This window comes from Glaciimonas sp. CA11.2 (genome assembly GCF_034314045.1).
Classification (GTDB): domain Bacteria; phylum Pseudomonadota; class Gammaproteobacteria; order Burkholderiales; family Burkholderiaceae_D; genus Glaciimonas.
In genome coordinates, this window is record NZ_JAVIWL010000001.1 from 1,465,469 (window position 1) to 1,492,192 (window position 26,724).

Sequence of the window (26,724 nt, forward strand, 5' to 3'; positions counted from 1 at the left end):
ATCTTTGCCGCCTGAACATTACTTCAGTTCAAATATTTTGCCGGGATTCATCAAATTCAGTGGGTCCAGCGCGCGCTTGATCGCACGCATCACATCTAACGCATCGTCACCGTGCTCGGTTTTTAGAAAATCCATTTTGTGCATGCCGATTCCGTGTTCGCCAGTACAAGTGCCACCCACGGCAAGAGCGCGCTCAACGATATTGGCGTTGATGCGCTCTGCTTCTATCCGCTCTTCCGGCTTATTCGGATCAATCAGGATAATGACGTGGAAGTTGCCGTCACCCACATGGCCCACGATCGGGCAAGAGAGCGATGAGGCCTGCAAATCCACATCCGTCGCCATCACACATTCAGCCAGACGCGAAATCGGTACGCAAACGTCAGTGACCACAGCCTGACAACCAGGCTTGAGTTGTAACGCAGCAAAGTAGGCGTTATGCCGTGCGTTCCATAGCTTCTTGCGATCTTCAGGTTGCGTTGCCCATTCGAACTGATGGCCGCCGTGTTCTGCAGCAATCTGCTGAACAGTCTCGGCCTGTTCCTTGACGCCATTTTCGCTACCGTGGAATTCGAAAAAAAGTGTCGGCATTTCTGCCAATTCGAGTTTGTCGTGCCGGTTAATCGCCTTAATCGACAACGCATCGACGAACTCGACCCGCGCAATCGGCACGCCCATCTGGATCGTTTCGATCACCGTCTGCACCGCATCCGCAATCGTAAGAAAAGCGCATACCGCGGCCGAAATCGCTTCCGGCTGCGGATAAACGCGCAGCGTGATCTCGGTGATGATGCCCAGCGTGCCTTCACTGCCGATATACACACGGGTCAGATCGTAACCAGCCGAGGATTTTTTGGCCCTTGTTCCGGTATGGATAATCTTACCCTCGGGCGTCACCACGGTCAGGGCCAGCACATTCTCCCGCATGGTCTGGTATCGCACCGCATTGGTACCCGACGCGCGCGTGGCGCACATACCGCCAATGGAGGCATCAGCGCCCGGATCAATCGGGAAGAACAGGCCGGTATGTTTGATTTCTTCGTTCAATTGCTTCCGCAAAACACCCGCCTGCACGGTCACCGTCAAATCATCGGCATGCACTGCAACCACGGCGTTCATACCGCTAAGGTCAAGACTGAGACCGCCGTGCGGTGCCAGAACATGTCCTTCAATCGACGTTCCTGCGCCAAATGGAATCAGCGGAACACGGTGTTCGTGGCACAACCGCATAACGGCCGCCGCCTCTTCCGTGGTCTTGACAAAGGCTACGGCGTCCGGAGCGATGATCCCGAACGGCGATTCGTCCTTGCCGTGGTGTTCGCGCACGGGCAGCGAGAGTGTAAATCGCGCGCCAAGCAAGACGGTCATCGCTTCGCAAAATGGCACGGGAAGAATTCGAGCGCTCAAAGGCGCAATTTTTGGCATGGCTGTCATGGTGCATCTCCGTTATGTTGCAGAGCCGAACTCTGGCGGTTCTAAGGCTAGGCTTCTGGTAAGTATGAATTGGAAATCAGGTTACTGTGGAAACAAGCGCCAGTGGTAATATCGATTGCATATCCTGCGTTCTCGTTTACAGATGGCTGCGAACTGAATGCCATTAAGGCATGGCATAAGCAGGATGGCATTAGAGTGACATGAGAGCGACACAAGAGTGACATAAGCGACACAGAGCGTTAGCAATGTAACAAATAATTAGCCATCAACATTATGTCGGTGTCGGCAGCGGAGACAACTTAGTTGGAAATCAGGCAAATCAAATATTTCCTCGCCGTGGTCGACAGTGGCAGCGTCTCGCGTGCAGCCCGACGCTTGTTCGTGGCGCAATCCGCCCTTAGCAAACAAATCTCGGATCTGGAAATCGACCTCGACGTCAAATTGTTGCATCGCAGTCGCAGTGGCGTGTTTCCGACCGAAAGCGGCAAGGTGTTCTACGAATACGGACAAGCTATTCTGAAACAGATAGGAGATGCCCGTGAAGCTGTCCATTTTTCGAGCGAAGCAATCGTCGGTAATGTCGTCATGGGTGTACCGCAAAGTGTCTCGGCAGCGCTAGCGTTACCGCTGATTAACGCGGTGCAGGCGCATTTACCCAACGTGTCCCTGCATATCAATGAGGAACTAACCGGCAATCTGCTGGAACAACTGTGGCAAGGGCGCGTTGATCTGTCTGTCTTTACGTCTAACATCCAGTTGCAGGGCTTTTCTTTCTCACCGATCGCGCAAGAGGATTTTTATCTGGTCAAGCCCGCCAAAGGCCCGAAGTCCACAACATGCGAAGAAGGTGACGTGTCACTGCAAGAAGCGCTTTCCGGGCAATTGATGCTGTCGGGCTTGCAACACAGCCACTGTATCCGCAGCATCATCGAAGAAACGGCGGTCAGACTAGACATGCAAATGCCGTCCTTGTTTGCCGAAATCAACTCGGTGCACATTCTGAAAATCGCAGTTGAAGCCGGTCAGGGCAATACCATCATGCCGCTGGCACTAGTGCAGCAAGAAGTAACGCAGGGAAGACTGAAAGCCAAACGTATCGATCCGACCCAAATCTCGCGCACCTTGGGAATTTGTACCTCGAACAACATTCCTGCGACTAATGCGAAACGGGCAGTCGCGCAATTAATTGCACGCCTGGTGGGGGAGCTGAGCGCGAGTGGGAAGTGGCCATCGCTGCGGATGAGCAATCTGAAGGATGGCGCACTTTAGTATCTATCCCGCACGAAGTCGTTCAGCACTGAAGTCGAGCGCGTTGCCAATATACTGGCAGTCACAGTCCCTGCATTGTCAAATATATACTGAAGATCCTATCTTCTACTTCATAAGTCGTTTTACGCGTTATTGATGAACGTTCTCGATGCACTTCAGTGAGAAGCCAATCCCCTCAAAAATTGAGAAGAGATAGCCGATGGCGGCGTGGCTGAGATTTGGCAAGGAATGGAATAGGAATGCCAAAACAGTAACGGCCTTTTGCTTACCGTTCCAATTACTTAAATCGCTCGAGTTATTGGTCTTTCTTGAAGAATTTTCGCTGTATTCTCACCAACCCCAAAAAGTGTAACGCCCAAATTGTATCAGGCGTTTTTATCAACATTTTTTGCAACCATTCGAGAAGTTTAAGTGAACAAAATTAATATCAAATTACTCCTATTTTCAGTCGCGCTATTGATGGGCACAACTGCCTATTCCATGACTAAAGCCCCTGAAATTCAAGCACCCAGAAGTGAAAAACAACTGCCAGTTAAGTGGAAGACCAAAACAATTTCCAATCTTTCTGATCATATTTCTGAGTTAAAGACGTCAGACAAAAAACTATCACTGGAAAATATTACCTACGTTTCTGAAGGTAAGTCACTCACCGTCACCGATACGCTAACTGATACAGCGACACTTGGTTTGCTCGTGCTCAAGCAAGATCAGGTATTGCATGAGGAGTATTTCGGAAATAGCACCCAGAAAACGCTCTTCCCATCCTACTCGATCAATAAATCGATCACGTCTGCGATGGTTGGTATTGCCTTGCATGATGGCACTATTCGATCGATTGACGATAGCGTGGCACAATACGCGCCCGTATTAGCCTCTTCGAGTTACAAAGACGTCTCGTTGCGCCATTTGCTACAAATGTCGAGCGGGATAAAATTTAACGAAGGCTATGGCTTTGACGCAGACTATAAATGGATGATCACTTATCTTGGATGGCCTCCTAATACGCTGGATGGCTACATCGCAGGACGTGGACATATTGAAAATTTTGTGCCTGGCACATACTGGCATTACATCGGTATGGATCCTGCGGCATTGGCAACCGTGCTACGCGGTGCGACGGGTATGTCGATGAGTGACTACATGCAAGAAAAATTGTGGACACCAGCGGGCATGGAAAGTATCGCCACATTAGAAACTGACCGTCATGGTCTTGAGATGGGTTTTTGCTGTACCAACATGACGCTACGCGACTTCGCCCGCTTCGGAAAAATTTACGCAAATCAAGGAAAAATTGGCGGTGTACAAATTGTGCCTGCGGCTTGGGTGAAAGAATCAACAACCCCTACTGACTATCGCTGCGGAAAATATGAGGATAAGGCGATCACTCCTGACGAGCCATGCTTAACCGCCGAAGGCGGTCGTGCCAACCCCGCGCAGGACAAAAGTGCCGATTCACCTAATACCATCATCGGTTACGGCTATATGTGGTGGGTGCCAAAAGATGGGAAAGAGGACTTTATAGCGGTCGGATTAAAGGGCCAATTTATCTATGTCGACCCAAAGAAAAATCTGGTGATCGCCAAAGTTAGTAATGATCTGAACCTCGATAAAAAAGGATACACAGATCAGATGCTGGCGATGTTTCGCGCCATTGGCGAAAAGGTTGAATAATATTTTCCAGACGTAGAATGCCAAATCCGCTGGATTGCTGCAGCTTTGGTTTATAAGGCTGCAGCAGATTTGGTCCCGCCTCTCTTCACTCTGCACTCTCAACTAGCGCAAAAAATCAGAAATAGTGGAAAGTGCAAATTCTGCGACCTGCCTGACGCGGCCTGTTTTATCTTTCTTTCCGTTGTATCTGCAATCGGATTCAGTTCTGTTGCCGCTGGCGTCAACTACAGTGCTTTAGACGTCGATTGATTCACAATTGGCAGCGCCCGCAGACGCTTTTCCATCGCATTAACATTACATTGACGGCCTCTGATACTAACTTCTTTATACGCGGTTGACCGATACCAGCCGTTTTCTGGCTAATGCCACAATGCACACATCTGCATAGAAATCTCGATGGCGTGGGCACTTATCTTAGATCGCTGTCAGCTGAACCATTACCTATAAATAAAATAAATAAACGCCTGATTTCGGCGTTGACAAACACAACTTTGATTCCTAAAATTTAATAGTACTGCGCCAGTTGGGCGTAGTTTACCCACACCAACTCTGCACTTGCGCGGCGACCAAATTATATTTTGACTGATAATGAGGAGGCGCATCATGGCAGTCGATCAAGAACGACTTCAGACTTTTATGGGGCGCATGGTGGGCGAGTTCGGCGCCGTCGCATCAGCGGCGCTGATATTGCTCGGTGACAAACTTGGTTTGTACCAGGCAATGGCAGGGCGCGGTCCCATGACTTCCTCCGAGCTTGCCACGCGCACCGGCATGACCGAGCGCTATCTGCGCGAATGGTTATCAGCACAGGCCGCAGCCGGGTTCGTTGAGTACCAATCATCTAGCCAAACGTATGAACTACCCGCTGAACAGGCACTCTGTTTCGCTGACGAGACCAGCCCTGTCTTCATTCCTGGGTTCTTTCAGGTTTGCGAATCCATGTTTAATGATTTACCGTTAATCGAAGAAGCCTTTCGGACAGGTAAAGGCGTAGGCTGGCATCAGCATAGTCATGCACTTTTCCACGGAACCGAACGTTTTTTCCGTCCCGGTTATGCAGCCAATCTGATCAGTACATGGATACCGGCGCTGGACGGCGTGGATGCAAAACTAAAAGCCGGTGCATCAGTTGCAGATGTCGGTTGTGGGCATGGCTCCTCAACGATATTGATGGCGCAAGCTTATCCCCAATCCACCTTTGTCGGCTTTGATTACCATGAGCCATCAATTCAGTATGCCCGTCGCGCTGCAGAAAAAGCCGAGGTTACCGATAGAGTCAGATTTGAAGTAGCTGCCGCAAAAGATTTTCCTGGGCGCGACTACGAACTGGTGACTTTTTTCGATTGTTTGCACGACATGGGAGATCCAATCGGTGCCGCCGAGCACGTCCGTCAATCACTCAAACCGGATGGCACATGGATGATTGTGGAACCGTTTGCGAATGATAGAACAGAAGATAATTTTAATCCGGTCGGGCGCATTTTCTACGCTGCATCGACTTTGATTTGCACGCCCGCATCGCTATCGCAGGACGGTCAAATGGGTCTCGGTGCGCAAGCCGGAGAAAAGCGCTTAAAAGACGTTGTCGTCAAAGGTGGATTCCGTCATTTCCGTCGTGCCACCGAGACGCCGTTCAACTTAATATTGGAAGCGAGGCCCTGAGAAGCTATCCGTGATCTAAAACCTCATCCAACTAAGCATCACGCACATTGTCAGCAGATAGTTCAGTGTTAAATCGTGACCACTCGGACCGTTTTGCACTCGGATTCTGGCAGGCAATTGCGGTGGGGCCGTAAGTGCTGTAGTCGAGCGCGATGCGGCTATTTGACCCTCGTTAAAGGAGTTCACCATGACACGTAAATACATCGATTGCCGCGAATATCCAAGCGACTCAAACTGCTCGGTAGCGATTTCGGCGGACAATGATAAAGAACTGTTAGAAGCAGCGGTCCAGCATGCCGTCAGCGTGCATGGTCATGAGGATTCGCCTGAGTTACGGGGCCAGATTAGCCAGTTATTTAAGGAGGGCACGCCTCCGTTAGAAATTCGAAAAGATGCAGTGGCCGGTTAAAGGGTGCTGATTCAAGGATTCAATATAAACTAGCGGCGACTAGCGGCGACTAGCGGCGACTAGCGGGTTGCGCGGTTGTTTTACAACACTGGACTATCAGGGTGTTTATTAAAGATTGTAAATGAGGTAAATGCAAACCAAATCACATTCACCATCAAGGTTAGTGCTGGTGCGGTTGTCTTTGAATTTGACTTACCCCGACATTGGCGCTGACAATGTCGGGGTAAGTCAAAAACAAATTCAAATATAACCGCAACCGCCTTTAAAGTTTATGTAATTCAGTTTGTATGAACGTCATCAAAAAAACTTATATGCAAACAGGCACGAAAGACTGGTAATGCATGAATCGGCAGCATCGCCACCGACTCAATCTTCCTTATTACCTGACAATCACATTCCCAGATAATTCTACTTTTGCACATCAGCCGTCAAGATAAATCATTACCTCAAGATGATCAAGCCTTTGTCAATTGATCCGCGATTGGTAACGTCCGCAGACGTTTTCCCATGGCATTGAAGATTGCATTGACGACCGCTGGCGCTACCGGCGGCACACCCGGTTCACCGACACCGCTTGGCTTTTCAGTTGAACCCACAATAAACACCTCAATTTTAGGCATCTCATTGATGCGTAAAACCTGATAGTTGTGGAAATTGGATTGCTCAACCACCCCGTCCTTGAGTGTGATCGCGCCATGCAAGGCAGCGGCCAGACCAAAGCCGATACCACCTTCTATCTGCGCCTTGATGACGTCGGGATTCACTGCAACACCGCAATCGACCGCGCAAATAATACGATCAACCTTGAAAGTTCCATCTGCCTTAACGGTGATTTCGGCGACTTGAGCGACGAATGTATTGAAGGATTCGTGCACCGCCAATCCACGACCGCGACGCTCACCTTTTGCGCCCGGAGCTAATGGTTTTGACCATCCGGCCTGACGCGCCGCCAATTGCAACACGCCGCTGTGACGCGGGTGTTTGGCTAACATCGCCAGTCGAAACGCCAGTGGATCTTTACCGGCAGCAACGGCTGCTTCATCCATCAGGCCTTCTGATGAAAAAGCACTGTGCGTGTGACCGACTGAACGGAACCATTGTATCGGAACGCCAACATCCGTCGGCGTATATAGCTCAACCTGAAGATTCGGCACATCATAAGGCAGATCCGCTTGCCCTTCGACTGAGGTCGGATCAATACCGTCTTTGATCACACCCGCAAACGCAGAACCTTCCATGATTGATTGACCGGCCATTCTTACATGCCATGCCGACAAGCGCCCTTGCGCGTCCAGCGCCAGCCGTGCACGGTGCACATTGATCGGTCGGTAATAACCACCACGCGTATCGTCTTCTCGCATCCAGACCATTTTGACCGGTCCTTTGACGCCTTGCGCGCGTGCCGACTTGGCGATGGAGACTGCTTCCACTACATAGTCGCTATGCGGATTGGCGCGTCGACCAAAACTGCCGCCTGCATATAGCTGATTGATCTTGATCTTGTCGGCTGGCATGTTCAAAAACTTGGCAACTGAACCCTGATCGATGGTCTGAAATTGTTCGCCGTTCCATATCTCGCAAGTGCTTTCACCAAGCTGTACCAGACAGTTCAGCGGTTCCATGGCGGCATGCGCAAGAAACGGCACTGCGTAGTCCGCTTCGATCAGGGTCGCTGGCTTGACCAATGCGGCGTCAACGTCGCCAACTTTGCGCGCAACGAGACCCGGTTTTTCCAATGCAGCACGATACTGCGTCAGAATTTCGGGCGAACCTTTTTTATAAGCGTGAGTTTCATCCCACTCTACTTCGAGCGCATCGCGTCCCTGGCGGGCGGCCCAGGTATTGGTTGCCAGCACTGCGACACCGGCAAAGCTGCGCGCCGTGCCTGCAAACTGGACCACCTCGACCACACCGGGAATGGCCTTGGCCTTGGTTGCATTGACGCTTTTAACCGTCGCTCCAAAGCGGACCGGATGCAATGGTACCGCCACCAACATGCCGGGCAACTTGATATCCTGCGTAAACATTGCGGTGCCATTGGTCTTGGCAAAGCTATCAAGGCGCGGCAATTTGGCGTTGCCGACTAACTTGAACTCCTTCGGCGCTTTCAATTTGACGTCGGTTGGGACCGGCTGTGTCGCCGCCGCTGCCGCTAATTCTCCAAAACCGGCTTTGCGACCAGATGCGGCATGATGCACCACGCTCTTGCTGACGGTAATACTGGCTGGCGCGACTTTCCATTTGGCCGCCGCTGCTGACACCAGCATTGCACGCGCTGTCGCGCCGGCCTTACGCATTTGCTCGTAGGAGTTGGCGATCGAACTACTGCCGCCAGTACCCTGAATACCCCATCCCAGATTCTGATAAAGCTTGACGTCAGCTGGTGCGCCTTCGACGTGGACTTTGCTCCAGTCTGCGTCCAGTTCTTCCGCAATCAGACTTGCCAAACCGGTATAAATACCTTGTCCCATTTCCAGATGTTTAGCCAGAATGGTGATGCTGCCATCGTTGCCGATCTGCACAAAGGCATTCGGTTCGAACGCAGCGGTGGTTCCCTGTGTGCCGGTGGCAGCCATCAAAGAACCTAAATGCAAGCCCAATACCAGGCCGCCGGAGGCTTGCATGAAGCGTCGACGGCTGACACCGCGACTAAGACCTCGACTAACATTAGTGATGGCAAAATCATCGTTACTCTGGGCGTCGGGCGATGCCAGTTGGAGGGAAGCTGACTGAAAAGCGCGATCAATAGATTTCATCCTGGTCTCCTGTTATGCCAGCGTTTTAGCGGCTTCGTGGATGGCGGCGCGAATGCGGACGTAGGTAGCGCAACGACAAATATTGCCGCTCATGGCCTGATCAATATCCGTATCCGTTGGTTGTTTGTTCTTACTCAGCAATGAAACCGCAGACATGATCTGACCGGACTGACAGTAACCACATTGCACCACGTCAAGCTTGCGCCACGCTGCTTGTACCGCCTGACCGACGTGACCGATGTCAACGCCTTCGATGGTGGTGATTTTTTTTCCTGCTACCGCAGAGATCGGGGTCACGCAAGAACGGATCGCTGCGCCGTCAAGATGAACAGTGCAAGCGCCGCACAATGACATCCCGCAACCGAATTTGGTACCAGTGAGGTTGACAACATCGCGCAACGCCCATAGCAAGGGCATGTCGGCAGGCGCGTCGATTTGCGTATCCTTGCCGTTAATATTTATGCTGATCATGACTCTTTTTTCCTTGAAAAATAAGGACTTATGAAAAATCGCCCTAGCGGCGTTGCGCTTTCCTAGCGGTACTCGGTGCCGTCTTCGATCGGCACGCCTTGCCGGGATGGTTTTCCATAAGTCCTTGAATTAAATATATTTAATTGAATATAGTTAGTGGCGGCGAAGCTCCTATTTTGCCATTACGTAACGTGTTAATACACCCAACCCCAACGCGCTTGAGCGTCGACGACGATTACGGTTTACCATTTTTAAAAACTCAAAGCAGCGCTATATTCAGTGAGACATAAAGCTTTTATCCACGCAGAATCCCGGGCGCAATCCCGAGATTTCTTTAGAACTTGGTTTGTTGATTAAGCGAATGCCGTTATCAATCTGCGGACAAAGGCATTCTCAGGCCATCATTTGCCTGAATTCCAGACTGATAGCCATTCTTAAGAGGTATTAAAGGGATCGGCTCCAGATTCGGTTTGCCGATAAATTTGATGGAGTGATAAAGTTTCTTTTCATCAATAAGATGAGATTACTATAAATTCACGAACTTGATTTAAATCTGCCAATTGTATGATTTGTTGCCATCAAAATTGGATCAGTAAATCTGGCCTTTTCGATTTACCCGAAAATAAATCCGAATTTGAAAATCCGAGACTTTCACGAAACAGCAATAAGTCTGACTAACTGAATAACGCAACACCAATACTGTTGCAGTATTCGGATGATTCAGCGCAGGGAAATCGACCATCAAACAGATATTGCCGCTTAAATCAACTACTGATACCCACTTACAGAGGCTTTCCCAGTGCTGCCCGCAAATCGAAATTGGTAGATTGTTCCGGTTGTACGCGCTCTTCGCAACTATGCAAATGGTGGGCCATTTGCGCTTGTGCCAGTGCTGCATCGCCATTCTCCAACGCAACCAGTACGCTTTCGTGTTCGTCAAAAGAACAGGCATTTTGCCCCGGCGCTTCGACCTTAGCGATTAGCAATGTCGTGCGCGAGACCAGTTTACGCAGCACCTCTACCAGCATAGCGTTATCGGTGATCTCGGCCAATTCCAGATGAAATTGCGCCGACAGCCGAATCCAGCGCGGGCGATCACCGCTCAGATAGGCGCCCCGCTCATCGTCAACGCACTTTCGCAGCGCCGCCAATTGCTTCGGGGTCGCGCTCCGGGCGACCTTTTCCAGTGTTGCGTGTTCAATGATATTGCGTAACTCAAACATGTCTTTTGCTTCTGCGCTGGTGGGACTGGCGATGAAGGCTCCACGATTAGCCTCCAATTCGACGAGTCCTTCAGTCTCCAGACGGATCAGTACTTTGCGCACAGTATGACGCGCCGTATCGTAAATCTGGCACAAGACCTGCTCGGTCAGTTTGGTGCGAGGCGGCAACCGATGTTCCATGATGGCGTCATACACATCGTGGTAAATACGCTCTTCGGCATTGGCCTGCGGTTTAGCGGCGGCGGCACTTGCCAGGCGCAAGGGTTTGACTGGTTTATTCATATTTATCGCGTTGGAAACAGCCATATCGAAAGCGTTTGTCGATGACAACCATTTAAAAATTCAATAATCCTGTGTTTGACCGTGATCGAATTAATTTGTTTTGATTAAAAAATGAAAAATGTGTGATTGAACTCCATCGACTCTATGTCTAATCGCAATGACACAAAGAAGTGTTTATGTTCATTCTTAATAATATATTTTGATTCAATCGCCTTAAATTGGCGACAACAATGTTCTTATTTCCCTTAAAAAAGTTAAATACAGGAAATAAATAAGTGACGATATTACCCTACATTTTGGAGAGGCATCGGCACACTAGTAATGCGGAAAAATAAGTGCTTAACATGATCAAAAAATCAGCATGCTCTTAGCCCATTAAGATGCCAAGAGCATACAATTGAGCAATGCCAATATTTACTTAGGTAAAGAACCTTCTACACCGTCAACCAGCCAGTTGATACTCATCAACTCACCCATCGGCAATACAGCGCCAGCGGCTACTTTTACAGCACCGGTATTATCTTTAAGCGGTCCCGCAAAAGGTACCAATTTTCCATCCACGATATCTTTTTTCTTGTCGTTGAATAGTTTCGATACATCCGCAGGAACAGACGCATTCAATGGCGACAAAACGACCAGATTTTCTTTAATTCCCCACAACGTTTGCTCTGGTTTCCAAGTTCCGGCCAGCTCGCGCTTGACTTCCTGAATGTAATACACGCCCCAGTTTTCGGTATTGGCGGTCAGGTGGGCTTTCGGGCCGTATTTAGCCATATCAGTATCCCAACCAAATGCATGCACACCCTTCTCTTCGGCAACCTGCACAACAGCTGGCGAGTCGGTATTTTGTGCCAGCATGTCCGCACCTTGGGCTACCAATGTTTCTGCAGCTTGACGCTCTTTGCCCGGGTCATACCAGGTATTTACCCAGACAACCTTGGTCTTGATCTTAGGATTGACGCTCTTTGCACCCAATGTATAAGCGTTGATATTGCGCACTACTTCCGGGACCGGGAACGAACCAACGAAACCCAATGTATTGGTCTTCGTCATTTTTCCGGCGATCATGCCTAACAGATAAGCGCCTTCATAGAAACGAGTCTGATACGTGCCGACATTGGCTGCCGTTTTGTAACCGGTCGCATGCATGAAATGGACCTTCGGGAAGGATTTTGCTACCTTCATCGTTGGGTCCATGTAGCCAAAAGAGGTCGTAAAGATCATCTGATTACCGTCAACCGCCAATTGGCGAATCACGCGCTCAGCATCTGCCGTTTCTGGCACGTTTTCGACGAAAGTCGTCTTGATCTTATTACCGAATTCTTTTTCTAAAGCGCGACGCCCCTGATCGTGCTGGAATGTCCAGCCACCATCACCGACTGGGCCAAGATACACAAAAGCCACTTTCAGCGGCTCAGCAGCGTGCGCAACCGGAAGCACACCTAAAACCAAACCGGTAGCTGCCGCAATGGCCGCTAATGTAGAGCGTAATCGAAACATCTTGAACTCCTTTACGTGGATGCAATTTTCCGCAATGTAACTTGCAGAAAATCGAAAAAAAATTGCACAGGCAGACTTAAAAATCTATTGCAGGACCAATTCTCAGGATCGCAGAAACGTATTTATAGAATACGTTTCTGCACTTATTTAGAAATGGTATTCGACACGCACCATCGGTGTTTTTGCTAAAGAGCCGCGTACGTTGGCTGGGTTGCCAAATTTATTGCGCCAGTATTGATATTCCAAACCCGCGCGTAATGTGTTTTTACCCATTCCCAAAGGTGTGCCGAGGTCATACATGACTTGGGCGTCGATGTTTAATTCTGGCGCCGTGCCGCCACCAAATTCATTGGTACCCTTGGCCGCGATGTAGTTCATATAACCTTCAAATGCAAATCCAGTTGAAGCAATAGGAATTCCCCATGCTGCGCTCAACATGGGATGCAAATCGTAGGTATAACGGCTGGTGATGCCAACTGGTTGATTACTTTCCTGAATCAACAGCAAACTGATGCTCAGAAAACCCGGTACGTCCATCATCAGCGTAGGTCCCAAGACCAACATACGTTTTTTGGAAGCATAGCCAGGATCATTTTTGGTATTCCAGTCAAAACCGGCAGTCACGCCAAGACCACGAACCGGACCGAAGGACAGGTTTTTGTTAAAGACTTTGCCCATATCAAGCGTGTTGCGATAGACGATATAGGCTTCTTGTGCGTTGGCATCCTTGCTATTGGATTGCAGCAAATCGACGTTGAAATAGTTGGTGCCGTATTTATAACCGCTTGCGTGGGTCAGATTGATGATGTTCTTCGAAATGCCATTGCCGACGTATGGCTCAGCAAATTGCGTACCGTAACGATACCCAATTGACGTATCGCTCCACTCCGCTGCATTGACTTGCTGAACACTTGCCAGCGCCGCTGCGACCGTTAATGCATTGACCGCCAACTTGCCCATTTTCATTGCTGCTTGCTTTGCCATTTTTTTTCCAAGATTATTAATAATACAAAAAAGGAATTAAGGAGCCCCGTTTCTCCCTATTACGATGATTATGTAAAATTTGCTGTAAATAAATAATAACTATGCATAAATTCGTTTGATTTATTCACAGCAATTCTCATGCCAATTGTTGACAATTACTAGTCACTGGTGAAAATAATTAATATTCTTATTTATGTAAAAACTTATGACGACTATCGGTGCAGCGCATCAATAATTTGCATTAAATTGGCGCTCTTAGAATCATAAATGCACTGTTGCGGTGCAGAAAGGGGGAATAAAAAATTTGTTTTAGCTGAAATATTTACGCAAAATTTAAAATTATTGCATCCAATCAATGATGTTTTTTGTCGACAAAATATTTTTAAAGATGCCAGATCGATCGCATCGTGCTCTAGGAAAGCACATAATCCGTTACCAATTATTGCCAGAAATGGTTTGTGTCCGATGGTTGCGCCCCAACCAGTCGCATCGTGCATTCTCAGCAGAACTGGCACAACAATTGCATTTCCTTCTTATTACGAATCGCTATTTAATTTTCGCTTTTAAATGTAAAACGTTTGAAATTTAGATTTTTTTATCTACCGTTTTCGATCTATCATTTTCAATTTAATTGTTTTTAATTTATCTTTTTTTAATCTATCGCTTTTCAATCTATATTACGGACGCTTCCATGGACCTCCTGCCGATTTATTCTGATCTGCCGCCGCGCCTTGTCTTAAACGGCATTACCAAGCGATATCCGACGGTGGTCGCCAACGACGACATCAGCCTGAGCGTCAGACCTGGCGAGATTCACGCCTTGCTTGGCGAGAATGGCGCAGGAAAAAGCACGCTCATGAAAATCGTCTACGGCGTCACCAAGCCGGACGCGGGCAGTATTCTGTGGGAAGGTCGCTATCTGGACATCGCCAGTCCTTCTCAGGCGCGACGTCTGGGCATCGGCATGGTATTCCAGCATTTTTCATTGTTCGAAACCCTGACCGTCGCTGAAAATATTGCGCTGGCACTGGATGCGCAAATGCCGCCAGCAAAATTAGCTGCGCGGATTACCGAAGTCTCGGAAAAGTACGGCCTGCCCATCGATCCACATCGACTGGTACACAGCATGTCGGTGGGAGAGCGCCAGCGCGTAGAAATCGTGCGCTGCCTTTTGCAAGAGCCGAAGCTTCTGATCATGGACGAACCAACCTCGGTACTGACACCGCAAGCGGTAGTCGTCTTATTTGCCACCCTGCGACAATTGGCAGCGGAAGGCTGTAGCATTCTATACATCAGCCATAAACTCGACGAGATTCGCGCCTTGTGTGACACCGCCACCGTCCTGCGCGGTGGACGCGTCAGCGGCACCGCCATCCCCAAGAACGAAACCAACGATAGTTTGGCGCGCATGATGATTGGCGGCGAACTGGCTGAGTGTCACCTGACACCGCAAGCCACCGGCGAAGTCCGGCTCGCGCTGGATAAGCTATCGCTTACCACCATCGATCCGTTTGGCACCACGCTGAAAAATATCAGTCTGGCGGTCAAAAGCGGTGAAATCCTCGGCATTGCGGGCGTATCGGGCAACGGTCAAAAAGAATTACTAGCTGCCCTCTCTGGCGAAAACCTGAGCCCGCACGGTCCGATGATCACACTGATGGGTGAACAGGTCGGCCAACTTAACCCGGCCCAGCGGCGTCGACTCGGTCTGACATTTGTACCGGAAGAACGACTCGGACGTGGTGCAGTCCCGGCCATGAGTCTGGCAGAAAACGCGCTGCTGACCGGCGCTCGCCATGGCATGGTAAGCAAAGGTCTAATGCGACATACGGCAATCCGGCAGTTTGCCAAAGACGTGATTACCCGCTTCGGCGTCAAATGCGGCGGTGAACAATCGGCAGCATCAAGCCTCTCCGGTGGTAATCTGCAAAAGTTCATCGTCGGACGTGAAACCATGCTAAACCCCAAAATGATGATCGTCGCGCAACCGACATGGGGCGTCGATGTCGGCGCCGCGCAGTTGATTCGGCAAGCCCTGATCTATCTGCGCCTGCAAGGCGTGGCGTTGCTCGTCATCTCAGAAGAATTGGAAGAACTATTTACCATCAGCGACCGTATTTGCGTACTGGCCGCAGGTCGGTTGTCGCCAGCGGTACGACTGGCTGACACCAACATCGAACAAATCGGCAACTGGATGAGCGGCCAATTTGACGAAATGCCGTCCCACTCTGCTGATGCGAACACGTCTTCACCCTTACCGAACAAACAGGAGAGCCATCTTGCTCAAACTTGAACGCCGTACGGCCCCGTCGCCGATCATGCGAGTCGCCTCACCTCTGATAGCGGCGGTGGCGATGCTCTTGACCGGTATCGTCATCTTCACGATACTTGGCAAAGACCCGCAACAAGCGTTTTACGTCTTTTTCATTAAACCGTTGGCCACCCTATATGGCGTCGGTGAGTTACTGCTCAAAGCCACACCTTTATTATTGTGTGCTCTTGGTCTCGCTTTAGGTTTCCGTGCCAATGTCTGGAACATCGGTGCCGAAGGTCAACTGACGATGGGCGCGATAGCCGGTGGTGGCGTTGCACTGTGGCTGGGCGACAGCACCTCCATGTGGGGATTGCCGCTGATGTTTGTGGCTGGCGCACTTGGCGGTATGGCATGGGCCGCGATCCCGGCGTTCCTGCGCAATCGGTTTAATACCAGTGAAATTCTGGTCACACTGATGTTGGTCTATATTGCGCAATTGCTGTTGTCGTATCTGGTGCACGGTCCATGGCGCGACCCTCAAGGTTTTAATTTTCCGCAATCCAAATCATTTAGCGACGCCCATCTGGTTCCGCTGCTGATCGAAGGTGCGCGTACCAATTGGGGTTTTATCCTTGGACTAGTGCTAGCCCTCGCATCGTGGTTATTTTCCAGTAAAACCTTTGCCGGATTTCGCATGCAAGTGGCTGGTCTGGCCCCCGCAGCGGCTGCTTATGCCGGATTTTCGAATAAGCGTAACGTCTGGACCGCGCTACTCATCAGCGGCGCTACCGCGGGACTCGCCGGATTATGCGAAGTGGCTGGACCAATCGGTCAGTTACAGGCGCAAATCTCACCGGGCTACGGCTTTGCAGCCATCATCGTCGCATGGATTGGGCGTCTGCATCCGGTCGGTATCGTGCTGGGCGCGCTGCTGATGTCGCTGTTATATCTTGGCGGCGAATCGGCACAAATGCAAATGGCGTTGCCATCAGCGATCACCGGCCTGTTTCAGGGTCTGCTGTTGTTTTACTTGCTGGCTGCCGACCTGTTCATTACTTTCAGATTGATCAATATCAAGGTTGCTCGCAAACAAGCCCCGCTCGTCGTCACCAAGGAAGCCGCATGAATCCCGCCAGCCCCATCCTTCCTATCATTACCAGTACCGTGATTGCCGCCACGCCGTTGATTTATGCCGCAATCGGCGAAACCGTCGTCGAAAAAGCAGGCGTTCTTAATCTCGGTATCGAAGGCATGATGCTGGTCGGCGCCGTCGCTGGCTTCGCCGCGGCATTGACGACAGGCAGCGCAACCGCTGGCTTCATCGCCGCCGCCGCAGCGGGCGTCCTACTGTCGCTGATCTTTGCTTTTTTGACGCTGAGTATGCAAGCCAATCAAGTGGCGACCGGACTCGCCTTGACACTATTCGGCATCGGCTTATCGGCTTTCGTCGGTCACGATCTGGCTGGAACCCCGATTCAAGGCCTGAAAGGCATTACTATTCCGTTGCTGTCAGACTTGCCCGTCATCGGTCAGCTCTTGTTCCATTACGACATCATGGTCTACTTGTCGCTGGTACTGTGTGGCGCGGTGTATTGGTTTCTCACCAAAAGTCACGCCGGATTAAAAATGCGCGCCGTCGGTGAATCGCCAGAAGTCGCACACGCCATCGGTCACCCAGTGATCCTGATCCGCTATCTTGCCGTCATGTTCGGTGGTGCAACAGCCGGAATCGCAGGCGCGTATTTATCGATTGTGCAGACCCCGATGTGGGTAGAAGGAATGACCGCAGGCAAAGGCTGGATCGCGTTGGCACTCGTCGTATTCGGCACATGGAAACCTCTCCGCGTCGTGTTCGGAGCCTATCTGTTCGGTGGCGTCACCGTATTACAACTCTACGCACAAGGTTTCGGTTTGGGCGTACCGTCACAAATATTATCGATGCTGCCTTACGTAGCAACAATCGTCGTACTGGTCATCATCTGCCGCGATCCCAAAACTATTTTGTTGAATCAACCGGTGTCGCTTGGACGTAGTTTTCATCCTGATGCTTGAGTGTGGTGATTGAATGTGATGAATCGGTAAAGAGTACAAGATCAATAATGCGATGAGCCAGAAATCGCTTCTTGCACTCGCCGCATTGCAGATCATACAAATGCTGGACCAAAACAGCCGCTGTTTTGGTCCTACCATTACAGGCCAATAATCTGATGCGCAATACGACTGAGTGCATCGTATTCATGTGCGGTCTGGCGAACGTGGCCCGCACTGCCCCGAATATCTTCCCCCACGCGATTACCAAGATTATCCAAAGCGTAATTGACGTTGTTGCCGCGACTGTCGGTAGCGCCGATCATCCGATGGGCATCGTCGTATGCGTAAGTAATGGCGTCGCCGCCGGACAGGTTGGCCTTCAGCAATTGTCCCGCGCCGTCGTAATGGTAGTTGATGGATTCCTGAACCCCATCTGTCGTCACGATGCGAGCGCTCAACCAGCCACGCGATGTATAAGATAAGCGCATCGTGCGACCAAGTGATGTCTCTATTTTTCCGATCCGACCATTGGCGTCATAGTGCGACAGCTTTGTTACACGACCATCGGGATCAGTCACAGTAACCAGATTGCCCGCATCGTCGTAACTGTGCCGTGTGACATCACTGATGCGAGTACGCGGACCGGTGGCCGTTAACATTTGGCCGAGCATATTGTAAGTGTAGCGCCACGTAGATTCCTTGCCGATTGACGCGTTAGAGGTCTGCTCGCCAGTGCCAGCGGTCGTAAGTTGTAGCGTTTTTGTCAGGACGTTGCCGACGCTATCGTAGGCAACGGTCGTCGTCCGGTCAGGCTCAACGATACGCGTTGGCAGTCTAAAGATCGGATGCCATTCAGTGGTTGTGGTGCGGGCCAGCGCTGAGCCGGTAGACTCAACTTTGCTCAACTCCAGATTCCGAGTCATATCATAGGTATAGGTTGTTTTGTGGCCGTTTAAATCGGTTTCGCTTGCCAGATTGCCGTTGACGTCGTACTTATAAGCAGTTTCACCCGCTGCGCTACCTGCACCACTCGGCTGTCCAACCCGCCACAGTTTCACGACATTCGCCGCCTTCTGATAATAATAATTGCGTACCGTGCCCACCGGATCGGCAACGATGCCGTGCACTCCCACACCGGGATAGGAAACCTTATACTGATCCACGCCACCGGCAAGCTCGGTACCGATAGCCAGCTCATTGGCCGCGTAATGCATCGTCGCATATCGGACACCGTTCTCGTCGGTAATGCCGGTCAAAGCGAAAGGCAGATCTGCACCGGTCGTTTTATCCTGCTCGTTGTACCAATAGATTCGCTTCTTGCCGTCTGGGTAAGTCACTGAGGTAAGATTGTTGGTCGCTTGCCCGTTGACAACAACGGCGCTTTCTTCGTCGTATCCATAGACATATTTTTCACCAGCGGGATCGACCATGGCCACCATCCGCGACAAATGGTCATACATAAAATCAAGATGACGATTAAATGCATCCGTCACGCGTATCAGAAGTCCAGGCTTGGACGCGATATCAATCGGGGTATTTGCATCCGAATAAGTCAGTGTTTGTACTTTCCCGTTGCGGGCCGTGATGGTTTGCAAACGACCGGTCATATCGTAAAGCTCAGTCGTATCGTTTCCAGAGTTATGGACACTATATCCAACGACAGCACCCTCTGCGTTGAGGACCTTGGTCAAAGTATCGTTGATACCTGCCGGTGGACTCAGGTCAGTTTCGGTCCCAAATGCAATTTCTCTGTCATTCCCGCGACGCACTGAAAAATCATTAGCTTTTGTGGATTTAGCATAAGGCAAGCATTGCAGATGGCCGGTGGTTTGACCGATACCAGAAAAACAGGTTGAATCCGGCAAATCGGTTTCAGCGGAAATTGCAGTGTAATCAATACCGGTAAATTGATAGTTATGCGCCCACTTATGCGTATCGCTGCGATAGACTCTTGTCAGGTGCAATTCATTCGTACCGTCTCCCTGATAATCTATCTCAGTCGCTTGCTCCACACCCGATGCGGGGAAAATCGGCTTCCCAACTGCGATCACGGGGCTTTTGGCGTTGCACAGGTTAGCATCTGCAATCACGGTTTCCGTTCTAGAAGAACAGCCGATACGCGTGCTATTTGGTGTGCTCCACCTATATGTAGGTTGAACGCACTCTGTCGTCATTTGATACCCAGATGTCCAACTGACTGAGCCATCATCATAAATCAGGTCGATACGGTATAAATCTTTAATGCCATTTATGGTCCTTCCACCATCAGAAACTTGAAAGCCAGTTATGGAAGTGTCAGTTGGAATTGACGGCCATACCTTCCTGATTGCTGCCTGAATTTCTGCTTCACTTTCATAATACTGTTTGTCACTGTGCATCAGCCATGCCGAACTATACAGATATTTAGGCGCAATATCGCGGGCTTGGGCTCTATGGTAAACAAGCATTGAAGCAATGAACAGGATGATGATCTGCCAAAGTGGTATTTTTTTAATCAAACGCATATTGTATAAAGCTCGCTGGTAAGTTCCCCGTTTTAGGGGGCTGTGGCGGTATAGAGTAGGGCGCTTTTAAACGTGCCTGAAGAAGTTGGAAAGGTCATGATCGTTCTGCAATTTTTGAGAAGAAGTGCTTATCCATATTTACCAAAAATAAGATGGAACGCTGACCTTTTTGCCAAGATCTTTTACTTTCCCATCGCTTCCATTGCTCCCGCCGTGACTCGAAGTATCTTGCTCCCAAACAGAATTATCGCTTGGGCAAAGCCTTCCTGACGATCGTGGAATTCGATCAAATTTTTCGGGTGCGGCGGTCGGATTCTCTGGATAGACGATGGGATCGTCAGGGCCATTTTGATTAAACATCGACCCAAGCACCAACACCCGCCCCAACGACACCACCAACCACCGTACCCACCGGTCCAAACGCAGAGCCAACTCCCGCACCGCCGACTGCAGAAAGTCAAGCAGTTTTAATCTGATTCCGTTATGGTACGGGTACTCCCATATACGTCCATTTCCAAGTCGATTTGGAGACCTCCAAGTTTATTTAGTAAGGCATAACTGAACACATCAGCCGTATTCCCGATGGAATACCAACCAATAAAAAATGCGGCCCTACCGCCAGTCAATCTGATTTCACTAAACAAATCTTTAGACGGAATAAGACTGTCAACAATTCGATCTAAGAATTCGTGCAATCCTTCATCACTTCGATGCAGCAAAGGAAATGAGCAATAACATTCATCGTAAACTCCACCGAGAGTAACGCCAGCGGGAGTTGTTCTCGGGGCACCAATTTTCTTAGCCACTTTGGCCGTCTATTAAGTTGCTCAGCGATATAGAACGGATTCAGAATTTTGGAATGAATACGTAAAGAGACTGAAAAATTAAAAGGATGCATACGCTCACCTACGGTAAATAAATATGAGAGGGACCATTATTCACCAAATATTTCTATTTTTTATTGACAATAAAATACTCATTAATGAGCTGAATGTCTTCCGCCATATATCCGAGGTCGGGCATATGTAGGGCGTTATTTAGCCGCCTTTCAAATTTCATACAAATGGTTTCGCAACGTAGGTCCGACATCCTTATTTTGGTCGTGTATATCGCAACTCCATGGATAACTTCATAGAGGGCATCATGCAAATTATTGAGTAAAATTTCCTCGGCACTTATAGTACAAGAAGTGATAATTTTTTCAGACAGCGGAAATAAGCCCGCAACTGAATACAATTCAGATTTATTATCGCCTCTGACAATTTCACTTAAATCGACCATTTCAGGCCAAAGTGATAGAGCGTTAATAAGCAAGTTATTAAATTTAAGTTCCATAGCCATACCTTATTTACGAATACGTCCGTCAGGCCAAACACTTATGGGACGCTGACCTTTTTGCCAAGATCTCTTACTTTCCCATCGCTTCCATTGCTCCCCGCCGTGACTCGAAGTATCTTGCTCCCAAACAGAATTATCGCTTGGGCAAAGCCTTCCTGACGATCGTGGAATTCGATCAAATTTTTCAGGTGCGGCGGTCGGATTCTCTGGATAGACGATGGGATCGTCAGGGCCATTTTGATTAAACATCGGCCCAACCACATTCCAGCCAACCCAAGCACCGACACCCGCCCCAACGACACCACCAACCACCGTACCAACCGGTCCAAACGCAGAGCCAATTCCCGCACCGCCAATAGCGCCAGCAACGGGATTTAACCCAAACGGATCACTATACGAAACCGGATTCCCACCCACATACCCATACGTATTAATCCCACCCGCCAACCCAATCGGGTCGCTCTGCAAATACCGCCCCAACTGCGGATCATAATCCCGGTAGTAATTATAAAAGTGATCCGTCTCCCGATCATACAACTAGCCGGGGAAGCGTGGGTTGTAGGTGAAGTTGCCGATTCCGCGTGGATTCTCGCTTGGTGGCAAGATGCCGAACGGATCACCCTGATCCCAGCGCCAGACCATCTGGTTATTGCTGGCGTCGGTGATGACGCGGGGTGTATTGCTATGATCGGCGCAGATAGAAAAGAGTTCAGTGACGGCGGATTGCGTTCCTCGAACGGATTTTTTCCGGAAAAACGATAAGCATTATTCTGTATCCAATCGTTTCCCATGTAGCAAAATCCGTTCAACTTCCCACTTATCGCCTGACCGCGTCATTAAGACTTTGACGTCAACTGTTTTTGTTGATCCTACGATACGTGCAGTAAAACCTGCTACTCCGACGTGTCCTTTATCCTTTTCAAAAAAAGATTCAAACGGAAGCAATTCTACTTTTTGAAAATTTCCGGCAATGGCAACTACTCTTTGAGAACTCATGCACCATTCCTGAAATGCATTGAACGCGGCTCCTGTAGACATCGCGTAGAAAACATACCCATAAAGTAATGTAGAGGAAAATATAATGGCGATTGATAGTTTTACGAATCGCGATGTATTTATCTTAATTGCCATAAGTTACCTCGTACCAGAGTAGATGGTGCACTGTGCACCTATCGAACCACCAACTTTGATGCCTCTCAGAGAGTTACTAAGGCTCCCTCCTAAACCTTTGTATTTTGACGATTCTTGATTAGAGTAATTCCTAGCGACACCTCCCTCCAGGCTTCCAGAGATAGGGCCAGCGCTAAAACCGGCTTGGATAGAATCACTTAATACAATCCCACCACTTACCGGATCTCGAACAGCAGGGCCAGGGATGCCTCCGTTAGGATCGTAAGAAATCCCTCCGCCTAGTCCAAAACCCACACGACCGGTCAAAAAGCCGTTGCCATTATCATTACCAAAGGTGACCTCTCCTCCGACACCATAATAGCCACCGAATGTTGTGGACCAGAGCCCAAACGGATCGCTATACGAAACCGGATTCCCACCCACATACCCATACGTATTAATCCCACCCGCCAACCCAATCGGGTCACTCTGCAAATACCGTCCCAACTGCGGATCATAATCCCGATAGTAATTATAAAAGTGGTCCGTCTCCCGATCATACAACTGGCCGGGGAAGCGCGGGTTGTAGGTGAAATTGCCGAGTCCGCTTGGGTTTTCATGCGGTGGCAAGATGCCGAATGGGTCGGCGTGATCCCAGCGCCAGACGATCTGGTTGTCGCGTGCATCGGTGATGACCCGGGGCGTGTTGGCGTGATCGGCGTAGATATAAAAGAGTTCGGTGACGGTGGATTTGCCGTCTTTGCCACTGCGTTGGCGCATGACGGCTACCGGGATATCGCCCAGAAAGACGGTCTCTTGGATGACTTGATGGTGTGCATCGTATTCACCGATCAGATGACCGGCTTTGTCATAGATGTAGCTGTTGAGGCCGGTGGCAACGACCGTCTCCGGGCCTTGTTTGATGGTGCGCTGGCCTTTGCCGTTGTAGGTGTAGGTGACCGTGTTGCCCGCGTTGGTGGCGCTGATCATGCGACCGGTGTTGTTGTAGAGGTAACTGCGCGTGCCGTCGCTGAGTACGTGCCCTGCGGCGTCGTAGATATTGACACGCGCTGGTGCAGGACCGGTGGTGGCGGTTAAGCGGTTGCTGTTGGCGGCAATCGTATTGGCGTAATCATGGTTATCAAAAACGGTCTGGGTGCGGTTGCCGCTCTGATCGTAGTGATAGTGCTGGACGTGATCTCCATCGGCGGTGCTGGCGGTGACGCTGATGACGCGACCCAGATTGTCGTAACTGAAGCGTTGATCCAGACTATTTGGGGTAATTTTGTTGGTGGCATTGCTGGTGGCATTACCGGTATGCGTCATGCCGATAATCCGGCTGGCAGCATCGTAGGCCAGTTGCCGTTGCGTGCCGTTCTGAGCAATATTGCCGAGCGGGTAACTGGTGATCCGGCCAGCCGTGTCGAAGGTGCGCATGGCGATGTTGGGTGCGGCGGCGGTACTGTTGCCCCACGTCCAGCCGTTGACGGGGCCAAACGGTTGATAGTCAATATGCGTCAAGAGGGGAATGCCGGAACCGGGGGCATTGACCGGCAGCAAAGTAAGGCCAATGAGCCATGTGGTGGCATCGTACTCGTAGCGGATTCGGTTGCCGCTTGGATAGGTGAGAATACGGGTCAGGCCGCGTTCATTGCCACCGACCGCGTAGGTGTAGGCGAGCGAAAACTGCTGTGCATCGGAACCGCTACCGATCGTCTGTTCACGTTGTCGCAATTGCCCAAAACCATCATGATGATAAGTGGTGAAACCGGACGGGTCGCGCATGCGGGTTAAGGAACCGATGTCGGACCGGATGTTGCCAGTACTGACGCCGTCATAGTCGAACTGCGCTACGGTGCCCGAGGCGTCGGCAAGGTGGCTGATCCGATTGAGGACGTCATACGTATAGGTCGTGGTTTTACCGCGGGCATCGGTGGAGGTTTCCATGTTACCGGCTTCGTCATAAGTCTTGAGGGTCGTGCCGGTATCGGGGCTGGTGATGGCGGTCTGGTTGCCAAAACCATCGACGTCATAGGTGGTGACCAGACTGCGCGGATCGGTCACGGACCGAGGTTGATCCTGCCCGTCATACCGCACGTTGATGGTGGGGCCGACGCCACCCGCCATCGGTGCGGGAAGACGTTGCTGAATCGGTCGGTTGAGGCTGTCGTATTGGTAGGTGGTGACGTTGCCTAGCGGATCGGTGATCGTCGTCACGTTGCCCATTTTGTCGTAGGCGTAACTGGTGGTGCTGGGTGTTGCCTGTGCGCTGATGGCTGTGCCGCCGAGACCGGCAAGAGTTATCAATACGGCGCCGGTTAAAAACTTCTGACCGCGATATCGGCTGGGTGTCAGTACTTTAAAAATTCGTGATAATAACGACCTAAATAACACCGCAAACTGCCGCCCTACTTGCTTCCGTAAATGATCCTCATCCAACTGAACAGATTGCCCCATAGATTGCATCTCCCTAATTTTTTATTTGGAATTTCGTGCCAAATAATAGACTCGGATTTGAATATTCAGGACAGCAGATTTGGCGATCTAGGGGTATTACTTAATTACCAAACGACAAAAATATAATACGATTATCGCGCACGACTGATACGTTTTTGTGGAGACTATTTACCTCCCTCAAAAAGATAAGATTTCGATGAACTTTATGTTCGCTTAAGTCTCTATTCGTGAGGCTAAAGTGATGACTGAATTAGTTTTCAATCGCGCCAATTTTTCGCTTTTTTAAAATTTTTAAAGGAATACAATCATGAAAAAAACACTCAAACAAATCTCCAAAGACACCCGCAAAAAAAATCAAAACGCCTACTGGTAAATCAAAAATAAATAAGAATAAAGAGCTTGCGGGCTCTTTATTTTTTGGGGAGAACAGAATGCATTTTATCGACTATTTCAAAGCGTTGAAGGATAGGGAGTTGACCTGCCTCTACGACAGCATGCCGGTATACGAATCGCTAAGACGTCAGGGGTTTAGAAATTTGGTGGCGTTTGATCGATTTGATTTCAGCATTGAGAAACCATGCTTTGCAATCATCTCGTTGTATGAAACCCACGATAAATTAAAAGTGTTATGGGATACTTCCCGCGCCTACGTATCACATATTGCGGTGGCGAAATTTGACAATTCGATAGCAAGTATTGATTACGCGTTGGAACGGATGCTGGCTGTCGATGCCGCAAAGGCTATTCACTATCGTAATCAAGTCTACGAGGCATTCTCTGTTAGCGACATTGTTCACATACAGCGCGGCGCGACGGACGTGCGTTGCACGCTCGGTGATGAATTGGAAATCGCGAATTGTGATCTCGAATTATCCGGGGGTTGGTTTTACTCGATTGCAGAATGGTTTGAAGCGTCGGTAGTGAATATGGAATCGGAGCGATCAAGTTTTTCTCTCGCTGGCACCCTGGAATTCGATGGATTAATTTATCTCGCCAACAATCCCGAATTGAAGAAAAAATGTCACAAGGATGCTGATCGATTACTGCAACTGGTTAGCCAGGGGAAAAACCTCGTCACATTTGAAAATAATAAACTGGTGTCATTGATCGCGGGGGGACAAGACGAGACAGCGTGTTTACAAAGAATGTTTGAACGGGACAGAAGGGAAATGTCTGCCACCGAATTCGCCTTTGGATGCGTGGAACATGATGCGATTCAGTGGAATATTAATTCGTTGTTAAACGAAAGCACTTACGGAATGCATATTGGAATTGGTATGGGACAGCAAGCACCACACATCGATTTCATTGCGAAGGGATTATCCTTTGATAATTGTACGCAGGCGTCGTAACAATCATCGACAGGTTG

General features: G+C 49.7%; 22 protein-coding genes. 9 read left to right on the top strand and 13 right to left on the bottom strand.

The annotated features are described in order from the left end of the window. Positions 1-18 precede the first annotated feature (18 nt). On the bottom strand, positions 19-1,434 hold the full coding sequence (locus RGU75_RS06295) for an FAD-linked oxidase C-terminal domain-containing protein (RefSeq protein WP_322234017.1): 1,416 nt from the start codon (positions 1,432-1,434) through the stop codon (positions 19-21). Positions 1,435-1,737: 303 nt separating this feature from the next. Between RGU75_RS06295 and RGU75_RS06300 the strand changes: the two genes are divergently transcribed. The 4 genes from RGU75_RS06300 to RGU75_RS06315 all read left to right on the top strand — a co-directional run bounded on the left by RGU75_RS06300 (position 1,738) and on the right by RGU75_RS06315 (position 6,445). Beyond that, positions 1,738-2,703, top strand: coding sequence for a LysR family transcriptional regulator (locus RGU75_RS06300; RefSeq protein ID WP_322234018.1), 966 nt, complete (start codon positions 1,738-1,740; stop codon positions 2,701-2,703). A 411-nt stretch (positions 2,704-3,114) separates the two neighbouring features. Next, the gene (locus RGU75_RS06305) at positions 3,115-4,374 is read left to right on the top strand and encodes a serine hydrolase (protein WP_322234020.1); all 1,260 of its coding nucleotides are present in this window, start codon (positions 3,115-3,117) and stop codon (positions 4,372-4,374) included. 603 nt (positions 4,375-4,977) lie between these two features. Then, complete coding sequence (locus RGU75_RS06310) at positions 4,978-6,036, top strand: class I SAM-dependent methyltransferase (protein WP_322234023.1); 1,059 nt, start codon at positions 4,978-4,980, stop codon at positions 6,034-6,036. A 187-nt stretch (positions 6,037-6,223) separates the two neighbouring features. Continuing rightward, positions 6,224-6,445 carry a DUF1059 domain-containing protein gene (locus RGU75_RS06315; RefSeq protein ID WP_322234026.1) on the top strand — a complete coding sequence of 74 codons (222 nt, stop codon included), beginning with the start codon at positions 6,224-6,226 and terminating at the stop codon, positions 6,443-6,445. Between the two features lie 455 nt (positions 6,446-6,900). Here RGU75_RS06315 and RGU75_RS06320 read toward each other — a convergent pair whose 3' ends face one another. From RGU75_RS06320 to RGU75_RS06345, 6 genes are all read right to left on the bottom strand, one after another. Beyond that, positions 6,901-9,069 carry a xanthine dehydrogenase family protein molybdopterin-binding subunit gene (locus RGU75_RS06320; RefSeq protein ID WP_322240295.1) on the bottom strand — a complete coding sequence of 723 codons (2,169 nt, stop codon included), beginning with the start codon at positions 9,067-9,069 and terminating at the stop codon, positions 6,901-6,903. A gap of 144 nt (positions 9,070-9,213) precedes the next feature. After that, the gene (locus RGU75_RS06325) at positions 9,214-9,672 is read right to left on the bottom strand and encodes a (2Fe-2S)-binding protein (RefSeq protein WP_322234028.1); all 459 of its coding nucleotides are present in this window, start codon (positions 9,670-9,672) and stop codon (positions 9,214-9,216) included. A 782-nt stretch (positions 9,673-10,454) separates the two neighbouring features. Beyond that, positions 10,455-11,177 carry a GntR family transcriptional regulator gene (locus RGU75_RS06330; RefSeq protein WP_322234030.1) on the bottom strand — a complete coding sequence of 241 codons (723 nt, stop codon included), beginning with the start codon at positions 11,175-11,177 and terminating at the stop codon, positions 10,455-10,457. 414 nt (positions 11,178-11,591) lie between these two features. Further along, positions 11,592-12,677 (bottom strand): BMP family ABC transporter substrate-binding protein, encoded by a 1,086-nt coding sequence (locus RGU75_RS06335; protein WP_322234033.1) that lies wholly within the window; start codon positions 12,675-12,677, stop codon positions 11,592-11,594. Between the two features lie 147 nt (positions 12,678-12,824). After that, positions 12,825-13,661, bottom strand: a complete 837-nt coding sequence (locus RGU75_RS06340; RefSeq protein WP_322234036.1) for an outer envelope protein — start codon at positions 13,659-13,661, stop codon at positions 12,825-12,827. A 212-nt stretch (positions 13,662-13,873) separates the two neighbouring features. After that, positions 13,874-14,176: a hypothetical protein gene (locus tag RGU75_RS06345; RefSeq protein WP_322234039.1), complete on the bottom strand. Its 303-nt coding sequence runs from the start codon at positions 14,174-14,176 to the stop codon at positions 13,874-13,876. A 176-nt stretch (positions 14,177-14,352) separates the two neighbouring features. Between RGU75_RS06345 and RGU75_RS06350 the strand changes: the two genes are divergently transcribed. Genes RGU75_RS06350 through RGU75_RS06360 form a run of 3 tightly spaced genes read left to right on the top strand, consistent with a single transcriptional unit; the run spans position 14,353 to position 17,967 of the window. Further along, positions 14,353-15,954 carry an ABC transporter ATP-binding protein gene (locus RGU75_RS06350; RefSeq protein ID WP_322234043.1) on the top strand — a complete coding sequence of 534 codons (1,602 nt, stop codon included), beginning with the start codon at positions 14,353-14,355 and terminating at the stop codon, positions 15,952-15,954. Positions 15,955-15,979: 25 nt separating this feature from the next. Then, positions 15,980-17,041 (top strand): ABC transporter permease, encoded by a 1,062-nt coding sequence (locus tag RGU75_RS06355; RefSeq protein WP_322240297.1) that lies wholly within the window; start codon positions 15,980-15,982, stop codon positions 17,039-17,041. After that, positions 17,038-17,967 carry an ABC transporter permease gene (locus RGU75_RS06360; protein WP_322234046.1) on the top strand — a complete coding sequence of 310 codons (930 nt, stop codon included), beginning with the start codon at positions 17,038-17,040 and terminating at the stop codon, positions 17,965-17,967. Before RGU75_RS06355 ends, RGU75_RS06360 begins: the two co-directional genes overlap by 4 nt. A gap of 137 nt (positions 17,968-18,104) precedes the next feature. Here RGU75_RS06360 and RGU75_RS06365 read toward each other — a convergent pair whose 3' ends face one another. The 4 genes from RGU75_RS06365 to RGU75_RS06380 form a co-directional block, all read right to left on the bottom strand. Next, complete coding sequence (locus RGU75_RS06365; protein ID WP_322234049.1) at positions 18,105-20,036, bottom strand: hypothetical protein; 1,932 nt, start codon at positions 20,034-20,036, stop codon at positions 18,105-18,107. Between the two features lie 552 nt (positions 20,037-20,588). Then, entirely contained in the window at positions 20,589-20,882 is a 294-nt protein-coding gene (locus RGU75_RS06370) for a hypothetical protein (RefSeq protein WP_322234052.1), read from the bottom strand. Between the two features lie 519 nt (positions 20,883-21,401). Next, positions 21,402-21,785: a hypothetical protein gene (locus RGU75_RS06375; protein ID WP_322234055.1), complete on the bottom strand. Its 384-nt coding sequence runs from the start codon at positions 21,783-21,785 to the stop codon at positions 21,402-21,404. 9 nt (positions 21,786-21,794) lie between these two features. Next, positions 21,795-22,325, bottom strand: coding sequence for an RHS repeat-associated core domain-containing protein (locus RGU75_RS06380; protein WP_322234058.1), 531 nt, complete (start codon positions 22,323-22,325; stop codon positions 21,795-21,797). Here RGU75_RS06380 and RGU75_RS06385 point away from each other — a divergent pair. Next, positions 22,302-22,550: a hypothetical protein gene (locus tag RGU75_RS06385; protein WP_322234060.1), complete on the top strand. Its 249-nt coding sequence runs from the start codon at positions 22,302-22,304 to the stop codon at positions 22,548-22,550. The two genes, RGU75_RS06380 and RGU75_RS06385, sit on opposite strands and share 24 nt — an antisense overlap. A 3-nt stretch (positions 22,551-22,553) precedes the next feature. Here RGU75_RS06385 and RGU75_RS06390 read toward each other — a convergent pair whose 3' ends face one another. Both RGU75_RS06390 and RGU75_RS06395 read right to left on the bottom strand, forming a co-directional pair. Then, positions 22,554-22,784 (bottom strand): hypothetical protein, encoded by a 231-nt coding sequence (locus tag RGU75_RS06390; RefSeq protein WP_322234062.1) that lies wholly within the window; start codon positions 22,782-22,784, stop codon positions 22,554-22,556. A 138-nt stretch (positions 22,785-22,922) separates the two neighbouring features. Beyond that, on the bottom strand, positions 22,923-25,355 hold the full coding sequence (locus RGU75_RS06395; RefSeq protein WP_322234065.1) for an RHS repeat-associated core domain-containing protein: 2,433 nt from the start codon (positions 25,353-25,355) through the stop codon (positions 22,923-22,925). A gap of 431 nt (positions 25,356-25,786) precedes the next feature. On the opposite strand from RGU75_RS06395, the gene RGU75_RS06400 reads away from it, so the two are divergent. Further along, the gene (locus RGU75_RS06400; protein ID WP_322234068.1) at positions 25,787-26,707 is read left to right on the top strand and encodes a hypothetical protein; all 921 of its coding nucleotides are present in this window, start codon (positions 25,787-25,789) and stop codon (positions 26,705-26,707) included. The last annotated feature ends 17 nt before the right edge of the window (positions 26,708-26,724 follow it).